The sequence below is a fragment of the Paenibacillus sp. N22P23 genome (assembly GCF_059383735.1).
The window spans coordinates 133,236-142,403 of the sequence record NZ_JBXENT010000004.1 but is presented as its reverse complement, the minus strand read 5'-3'; the positions used below and the strand labels follow the sequence as shown (position 1 = coordinate 142,403).

The following is a 9,168-nucleotide window of genomic DNA, read 5'->3' as shown; positions in this document are numbered from 1 at the left end:
TCATGGATTCATAGACGATATGGAGAGGGTGGTTTACGTTGACGAAGAAGTTGAAAGTTGCAGTAATCGGCGCGGGTGGGATTTTCCAATGGGCGCATTCAGCCCCGCTGAAGAACCATGAAGAGCTTGAAATCGTCGCCATCGTAGACATCGACTTGGCTAAGGCGCAAGCTGCAGCCGAGCAGCACGGCATTCCTCAAGCCTTCAGTGATTATCGCGATGTGCTCAAGATGGACGAAATCGACATTATCGATATTTGTACGCCTAACTTGTTCCATTCCGAAATCGCTGTAGCGGCGCTTGAAGCCGGCAAACATGTATTCTGTGAGAAACCGGATGCGGTGAATCCGGAAGAAGCCATCCGGATGCAGCAAGCGGCGGAGAAAAGCGGCAAAGTGCTCATGGTTATGCGTAACAACCGCTTCCGTCCGGCATCGAAGTTCATCAAGCAGTTTATTGAAGAAGGCAATCTCGGCGAAGCTTATGCAGGCCGCTGCGGCTGGACTCGCCGCCGCGGTATTCCGGGCAAAGGCGGCTGGTTCACCACGAAAGAGCTGTCCGGCGGCGGACCGCTGATCGACCTTGGTGTCCACTTCATCGACTTGTCGATCTGGTTCATGGGCAACCCTAAGCCGGTATCGGTCACTGGCGCGACTTACACGAAATTCGCGGACGCTGACGATATCGCAGGCTCCGAGCACAGCAAATTCGGTGAGAAAGCCGAAGGCGATGGCACGTTCGACGTGGAAGATCTTGCGATCGGCTTTATCCGCTTCGATAATGGCGCATCGCTCCAAATCGAGTTCAGCTGGGCATCCAACATCGAGCAAGAAGAGAACTTTGTTGAGCTCCGTGGTACGAAAGCCGGATTCCGATTCAGCAACGGCAAGCTTGGTATCTTCGGTGAATCCAATGGCACTGTGACAGATACAATTCCACATCTGGGTGAAGACACAGGCGGGCACGGCGAGAACTTGTACCATTTCGTTGATGTCGTGCAAGGCCGCGAGAAGCCGATCTTTACCATCGATCAAGGCGTGGATATGATCAAAATTTTATCTGCTATCTATGAATCCGCCCGTACAGGATCAGAAGTTAAACTGTAAGGGGATGCGTTATTGATGTTCCAGGATCGCACTCGACCTATTGAGCGCGATCCCGTGCATCAGCCGCATCAAGGATTTTTTTTTATGTGTAAAGGAGGGATGCAAGGTGACATTAACGGATGAACAGCTGCTGGATCTGGAAAGCAAGCGGAGCTTCTATTTCTTCTGGGAAGAGGCGAATTGTGATAAACAGAGCTCGGGATACGGTTTAATCGTAGACCGTGCGCCAGGCGACGGCTCCATGTGCAGTGTAGCTTCTGTCGGATTTGGATTGACAGCGCTTATGATCGGCGTGGAGCGCGAATGGATTGCTCGCAGCCAAGGCTATGAACGGGCGTTAGGCACGCTGAACACGCTGCTGGAGCATGCGGAGCAGGTGAACGGGTTCTTCTATCATTTCCTCGATATGACAACAGGCAAGCGATATCGCGACTGCGAGGTTTCCGTCATTGACACGGCTATCGCGCTTTGCGGAGCCATTGCCGCCGGCGAATATTTTGGCTGCGATGTTCGGGAGAAAGCGCAGAAGCTCTATGAGCGGATCGACTGGCATTGGTATCGGGACCCGCAAACGAACCAGTTCTATATGGGGTATGCGCCGGAACGCGGATTCTTCGGCAGATGGGATCTATATGCGGAACAGTTCATGATGTACTTCCTCGCTGCAGCATCGCCGACGCATCCGGTAGATCCGAGCATGTTCTATGATTTTGGCCGTCAATATGGCAAGTACGGAAGCAATTCGCCTTTTATTTACACGTGGTTGGGTTCGCTGTTTGCCTTTCAATTCTCCCATGCTTGGTTCGATCTAAGAGGCAAGGAAGATCGCGATGGGATGGATTGGTGGGAAAACTCCGTTGTGGCGACGAAGGTTAACCGAGATTATTGTATCGCCAATGGTGCGGCATTCCGCACATTCGGCCCTAATGCTTGGGGATTGACCGCATGCGATGGCCCAAAGGGCTACAGCGGCCGCTATGGTGTCGCCCCTTCCGGTCGTAACAGCGCGAATGATCAGCATGTGCCCGACGGTACGGTGCCGCCAGCCGGTGCAGCGGGATCAATCGTATTTATGCCGCAGGAAGTCATTAGCGCGATGCGGAATTATTATGAGAACTACCCGCAGCTATGGGGCAAATATGGCTTCAAGGACAGCTACAATCTCGACGTATCGCCTGCGTGGTTCGCGGACGATGTCATCGGCATTGATAAGGGGATCACGCTGCTCATGATTGAGAATTACAGAAGCGGGCTGGTGTGGAACTATTTTATGAAAAACCGTTATGTGCAAGAGGGCTTGATGAAATGTGAAATTCGTGAGAGACAGCACTCATAGAACGATCATTGGAGGCTGGCATGCATATGAAATATTCCATCCCATCTTATTCGTTTCACGGTTTACACAGCGAAGGCAAGATCGACCTCTTTGGCTATTTCGAAACGGTAAAATACCGGTATCACCTGAACGCGGCTGATATTTGGAACATGATGTTTGAGAGCTATGACGAGGATTATTTGCGGAAACTGAGAGAAGCGTTAGATGAGAAGGAGATGTATGTAGCCAACCTTTGCGTGGATGCGGCTGAGGTATGGGATGTTGATCCTAGTAGACGCGAGCAGTTTTATCAGAATGGACTGAAGAATCTCCGTGCTGCGGTCATCCTCGGCGCGCAGACGGTTCGGATTGATATGGGCGGTCGCGAGAATGAAATGACGGAGCAGCAGTTCGAGTATACCGTCATGCGGTATAAGGAATATGCGGCTTTTGCAGCTCAGCATGGTTTTAAGGTCGGACCGGAGAACCATTGGGGTTCATCGAGAGTACCTGAGAACATTCGCAGATTATATGAGGCCGTCGATCATCCTAACTTCGGCATTCTACTGCACTTTGAGAATTGGGATGTGGACAAGGATAACGGCGATCGTCTCTGTGCGAAGTATGCCTTCCACACGCATCTGGCGGCCTGGGTCATTCCGGCTTGTGAAGAGAAGATCACGATCCTGCAGGAGGCTGGATACCAAGGGCATCTTGGCATTGAGCATCATTCGGCGAAGAACGAATACTCGCAAGTGGCGTGGCAATTTGCATCAGCGCGCAATACCTGGACCTTGATGCAAGCGAAACAGGCGGAGGTGCAAGAAGCGTGAAGAAAATTAGAATCGGTATTATTGGCGCAGGGCTGATCGGCAAGGATCATTTGGAGAAATACGAGAAAATCGAGGGTGCAGAAGTAGTAGCGCTCTGCGACACCAATGAAACGCAGCTGAAGAAGATGGCAGAGCAGTTCGGCGTCCCGAATACCTATACGGATTTCCGAGCGCTAATTGCGCGTGATGATCTTGATGCGGTTGATGTTTGTTTGCACAACAACCTCCATGCGCCGATTACAATAGCCGCGCTTGAAGCAGGCAAGCATGTATATTGCGAGAAGCCGATTGCAGGTTCTTACGCGGACGGCAAACGCATGATCGATGCTGCCAAACAAGCCGGCCTAATGCTGCATGTGCAGCTGAGCTTCATCTATCTCATCGAGACGGTTGCGGCAAAGACGCTCATTGAAGATGGGAAGCTGGGCAAGCTCTATCATGCCCGCTCGACCGGTCACCGCAGACGCGGGCGCCCGTTCGTTGACGGGTATGCAACGAAGGAATTTAATCGCAAAGATACGGCATCCGGCGGCGCTTTATTTGATATGGGTGTATACCGCATCTCGCAGCTGCTCTATTTGATGGACCTGCCGAAAGTGAAAACCATTACAGGAAAGACGTATCAGGAAGTTGCGATGGACGAGACGCGCAGAGGGATAAGCGGCTTCGATGTGGAGGAGCTTGGCGTCGGATTCGTTCGGTTCGAAGGCGGATTGACGCTCGACATTATCGAAGCTTGGGCGATTCATCTCAATGGCTTCGAAGGAAGCAGCATCGTAGGCAACATCGGCGGGTTGAGGCTTCCCGGACATACAAGTCAAGGCAAAACACCATTTAGCTATCATACTCAGTTAAGCGATATGGATATGGACGCGACCTTTGATCTTGGCAATGCCAATTACCGCTGGCATCAGCTTCGGGAGAATACGGATGCCTACGATTCATCACAGGAGCACTGGATTGCGGCTTTGCAAGGGCGAGTAGAGCTGATGCCGACTGCGGAGATTGCGCTGCAAACCATTCTGGTCAGCGAGGGAATCTATCTGTCCGACCAGCTTGAACGTGAAGTGACAGCCGAAGAAGTAATTGCTGCTTCCAAATCGGTGTCGCTACAACTATAAACATAACCAACCAGAGTCAGGAGAATCATAACCCATGATTGAAATTATAAATAAACAAATTGTTATTAATGGTAAGCCTGAGCTTATTATGTGCGGCGAGGTACACTATTATCGCCTATCTCGCTGCGATTGGCAGGATCGGATTGATAAGCTGAAGGCTGCAGGCTGCAATGCAGTTGCTTCTTATGTCCCTTGGCTTTGTCATGAGCCGCTCGAAGGACAGTTCGATCTGGACGGACATACGCGCCCAGAGCTTGATCTGGGCGGATTTATCGATCTTTGCGAAGCGAATGGGCTCTATTTCTTCGTTCGTCCGGGTCCGTTCATTATGGCGGAAATGAAAAATGAAGGGATTCCATTCTGGGTATACGAGAAGCATCCGGAAGTGATTCCGTATGGCTGGGATGGTGCAGAGGCGACTACACGTACACTGGACTATCTGGCACCGGGCTTCCTGGCGGCGGCACGAAGCTGGTATGCGGCTGTTATGGCTGTCGTAGCACCTCGACTGCATGGACAAGGCGGAAGCATCATTGGCGTTCAGCTTGATAATGAGATTGGCATGCTGTCTTGGGTAAGCAACTGCCCAGATCTGACGGAGCATGTCGTTGGCGATTTCACAGAATGGCTGAGCCGTACTTATGAGGCAGGCAAGCTGCAAGAGCGGTATCCGTTTAATCTGAATGATGCGGTTGTTCGCTTGGCTGCCATTCGTTCACCGAAGGAAAGCTATGCAGCTGAGCTTCTGCATGATTTGGGCTACTATATGCGCAACCGATTTGCACGGTATGTCGCAGTACTGCGCGAATATGCGGAAGAATTCGGCGTTCGTGATGTGCCGTTCTTTGTGAACATTCACGGTACCGGCGGCGGTCGTGGATTCACGTATCCAATCGGTATCAGCCAATTGTATGAAGCGTATACGCAGGCGCCAGGCTACCTGTCCGGTTCAGATATTTATTTTGGCGATTTGACAGTGAGTAATTTCCAAGACCTGTACTTGATTAACGGGTTTATGGATGCTGTTCATCTGCCGGATCAGCCTCTCACTTCGCTGGAGTTCGAATGCGGTGACGGCAATTATGGCAATAATTACGGCGGTCGCTACGATGTCTCTGCCGCTGACTTCAAGACACGGATGTGTATCGCGCAAGGCAACCGGATGATCAACTACTATCTGATGACCGGCGGGATCAATTACCGGATGGATCAGAAGCTCGGCGATGGCAATGATCGCGTCGCTTTCACAGGCGAACGTCATGGCTTCGCGGCTCCGATTAGCCCGGAAGGGGAGCACAATTACACATTCCCGCGAATGCAGCGTGCGATCAAGACGATGATGGCTGTGAAGGATAAGCTGGCTGTTATGAACGAAGAGCTTGACGGGGTTGCTTTTGCATTTATTCCGGACTACTACATGACGGAATATCGGTATCCGAAGAGCGAGAAGATGAATGAAATTCTGAAGAATATCGAAGCGAACCGCGCGTATGGCGGCTGGGAAATCATGGGCCGCGGCATGCTGCTGGCGGGCTACCGATTCGGTTCCGTCGATATTCAGAATAAGCCGCTTGATCCAGTAGTTACGCCTGTACTTGCGCTGCCATGCGCACGTTACTTGAGCGCAGAAATTCAGCGTAAGGTCGCTGACTACTTGACAGCCGGTGGTGGTTTGCTGCTGTACGGCGAGGTGCCGCAGTTTGATATGGAAGGTAGGCCATGCACAATTCTTAGCGATGCACTTGGTATTCAGGTAGATGGCTTCGTACAGAATGGCCCGCATTCGTGGCCCTCCATCATCACTGAAGGCTGGGCGGCGGGCCGACCTGAGGTGCATACCCATTTTGCCCAGAAGCTGATTCCGGGACAAAACGATGTCATCATGCGTTTGTATGACAGTGGAGTTGTGTGCGGCGTTGATGCGAAAGCAGGACGCGGCCGTGCCATTGTGATTGCGACAGCTTACAGCGGCGATGTGTCCTTGTTCAAGACTGCACTTGAACAGCTTGGTGCTGAAGCCGGCTTAACTCATGATAATCGTTACTTAGGTGTTTTCACGACATCAACGGTAAACAGCGAAGGCGAACGTTTCGTGCATATGCTTAATCTGGACGGTTTCGATAAAGAGCTTCGTCTCACGGATCGCGGCGAGCAGTTGTTTGGCGGACGCAGCATTACGATCGCCAGTAAAGAAGGGATTATGCTGCCGATCGGTATCACGTTTGGCGAAGTACGCATTGCCTACTCGACTGCTGAGATTACAGCCGTATCAGAGCAAGCGATTTCCTTCCGTTTGACGCAAGCAGAGGATGTCATCGCACTGAAAACAGAGGTTGAGATCGCTCCGAGTGCAGATTACACGGTAGAGGAACAAGGCGGCTTGAAGCTCGTTGTTTCACGAAAGCATGCCAAAGTGGATGATCAACTAACCATTGGATTTAGGTAGTCTAATTCATTAAGCACCTGTACGCAGTGGCATCTAACGCGAAATAACCTGGAAACCCCGTGAAAGCGGGGTTTTTTCGTATTTATTGTCGAAACGTTTCACTAAAAGTAGGTATTAACAGCTGGTTCGTGACAAATTTTCACGAAAAAAGTCATAATATTTGAAGTGAAAGCCTTTTCCCATCGAGAACAATGTGCTAATATGGGTTTTGTGAAACGTTTCGACAGATTGAGTAGCGAAAATTATCGTAACCTGTGAATTGAATAGAATTACCGATGAAAATACGTCTATTGGTTGTGAAAGCGGTTCATTTGGATCGCTTTATCTTATAAATTCATCGAATCGTTTCGATGAAAAATGTCGTGTCGGCAGTCGGTCAGACCTGCGGGTTTGGGACATAATAGGTGTGGTTAATACGCAACTGAAATAGGAGGATTTACCGATGGCTATGTCAACAAGCAAACAAAACGTAAGGCCCAAAAAACGCAGTGGGCTGCAAACGCAGAATATAAAGATTCTGTATCTATTCTTGGTTCCTGCGATGGTATTAACATTCATTTTCGCTTACCTGCCCATGTTCTCCAACTACATTGCGTTCTTGGATTATGACTTTAACAAAGGCTGGTTCGGCTTTGGCAGTGAGTTTGTCGGGTTTGACAACTTCGCCAAGTTCCTGACGGATCATAAATTTTATACACTGATCGGCCGTACACTGCTGTACAGCGTGACGATGATGATCGCGACATTCCCGGCTCCGTTAATTTTTGCGCTGCTGCTTAATGAGCTTCGGGGCGAGCGCTTCAAACGTATCGTTCAAACCACTTCCTATATTCCGCATTTCGTATCATGGGTTACGGTTGCCGGTTTGTTCTACATGTTCCTTACTGTGGATGCTACTGGGATTATCAATAACCTGCGCCAACTGATTGATCCAGCCGCTGAGCGGATTTCGTTTATGCAGGATGCGAAGAACTTCCTTCCTGTCCTCGTAATCTCCGAAGTGTGGAAAGAAACAGGCTGGGGCACGATCTTATATCTCGCCGCACTAACGAGCATTGACCCGCAGCAATACGAAGCAGCGCAAGTGGACGGCGCGAGCCGCTGGCAGCGTCTGATGTATATTACGCTTCCGGGCTTGATTCCAACGATGTGTATCCTTCTCATCTTCTCGCTAAGCGGATTGCTTGCAACAAACTTCGACCAAGTGTTCAACTTGCAAAATAAGATGATTCGTCTGGATACGGACACCATCGGCGTGTATACGTACTATCAAGGTTTGGTTAGCGGACAGTATTCATACTCTGCCGCGGTTGGTTTATTCCAAGGCGTAATCTCCTTTATTCTGATTATGGCTACAAACTACACGACGAAGCGACTTAGTAACGTAGGTATCATTTAAAGGAAGGGGTTACCGGAACCTATGAAAGCGAACAGAATTAAACGAACAACAGGTGAACGCACATTTGATGTTTTCAACATCCTTCTCATGCTGGTCTGGGCGATAACCGCGATATATCCGTTCTGGTATATCTTGGTCATGTCCTTTAATACAGGAGCTGACGCGGCCGCAGGCCCGATTTGGTTCTTCCCTCGCGTATTTACGCTAGAGAATTATGGCTTTGTGTTTCAGTATGATCGGCTCCACTCGGCGTTTATTGTTACGACGCTGCGCTGTATCATCGGACCTGTTCTGTCCGTATTCGTCACGATGCTGGCTGCTTTCGCACTTTCGAAGCGTTTCTTGCCGGGTCGTAAGTCGATTCTCTTCTTCTTTATGATCCCGATGTTTATCGGCGGAACGATCATTTCCAACTACGTTGTCATCTCGAAGCTGGATCTGATTAACAATTTCTTGGTTTACGTTCTTCCGGGTGCGTTTGGATTCTTCAGCATGATCATCATGCGTACGCACATTGAAGATCTACCGGCTGAGCTGCAAGAATCGGCTTTCATCGATGGTGCCGGTTATGTCCGCATCTTCTTTCAAATTATTTTCCCGCTGTGTATGCCGGTTATTGCCGCGTTTGCGTTCTTCGCAGTTGTAGGCAACTGGCTGGATTATTACACGAACTTGATCTACGTTACAGACCGCAGCTTGAGTACGCTGCAGTTCGTATTGTATGAAATCATCAACCGTGCAGAAGCGAATACGATGATCGATTTCACGAAGACTTCAGGGGCTGCTGCTCGCAGACTTCTGGCTCAACGCAATAACACGGTTCCAACGCCTGAGGTTATCAAAATGACGGTTATGGTCGTGGTCACGTTCCCGCTGCTATTCGTTTACCCGTTCTTCCAGAAGTATTTCGTTAAAGGGATGTTAACTGGAGCAGTTAAGGCTTAATTA

The 9,168-nt window shown here is 50.0% G+C and carries 7 protein-coding genes; all 7 read left to right on the top strand.

Annotated elements, in window-relative coordinates; all coding sequences use genetic code 11:
• The first annotated feature begins 38 nt into the window (after positions 1 to 38).
• The 7 genes from AC506A_RS18815 to AC506A_RS18785 all read left to right on the top strand — a co-directional run bounded on the left by AC506A_RS18815 (position 39) and on the right by AC506A_RS18785 (position 9,165).
• Positions 39 to 1,106, top strand: a complete 1,068-nt coding sequence (locus AC506A_RS18815; RefSeq protein WP_495462548.1) for a Gfo/Idh/MocA family protein — start codon at positions 39 to 41, stop codon at positions 1,104 to 1,106.
• Between the two features lie 106 nt (positions 1,107 to 1,212).
• Positions 1,213 to 2,442, top strand: coding sequence for a glucoamylase family protein (locus AC506A_RS18810; RefSeq protein WP_495462547.1), 1,230 nt, complete (start codon positions 1,213 to 1,215; stop codon positions 2,440 to 2,442).
• A gap of 26 nt (positions 2,443 to 2,468) precedes the next feature.
• A complete protein-coding gene (locus tag AC506A_RS18805) occupies positions 2,469 to 3,254 on the top strand; it encodes a sugar phosphate isomerase/epimerase family protein (RefSeq protein ID WP_495462546.1) in 786 nt (261 codons plus the stop codon).
• Entirely contained in the window at positions 3,251 to 4,375 is a 1,125-nt protein-coding gene (locus tag AC506A_RS18800) for a Gfo/Idh/MocA family protein (protein ID WP_495462545.1), read from the top strand. Before AC506A_RS18805 ends, AC506A_RS18800 begins: the two co-directional genes overlap by 4 nt.
• Before the next feature lie 34 nt (positions 4,376 to 4,409).
• Positions 4,410 to 6,821, top strand: a complete 2,412-nt coding sequence (locus tag AC506A_RS18795; protein WP_495462544.1) for a beta-galactosidase — start codon at positions 4,410 to 4,412, stop codon at positions 6,819 to 6,821.
• Between the two features lie 442 nt (positions 6,822 to 7,263).
• The gene (locus AC506A_RS18790; protein ID WP_177186669.1) at positions 7,264 to 8,220 is read left to right on the top strand and encodes an ABC transporter permease; all 957 of its coding nucleotides are present in this window, start codon (positions 7,264 to 7,266) and stop codon (positions 8,218 to 8,220) included.
• A 21-nt stretch (positions 8,221 to 8,241) separates the two neighbouring features.
• A complete protein-coding gene (locus AC506A_RS18785; RefSeq protein ID WP_495462543.1) occupies positions 8,242 to 9,165 on the top strand; it encodes a carbohydrate ABC transporter permease in 924 nt (307 codons plus the stop codon).
• The last annotated feature ends 3 nt before the right edge of the window (positions 9,166 to 9,168 follow it).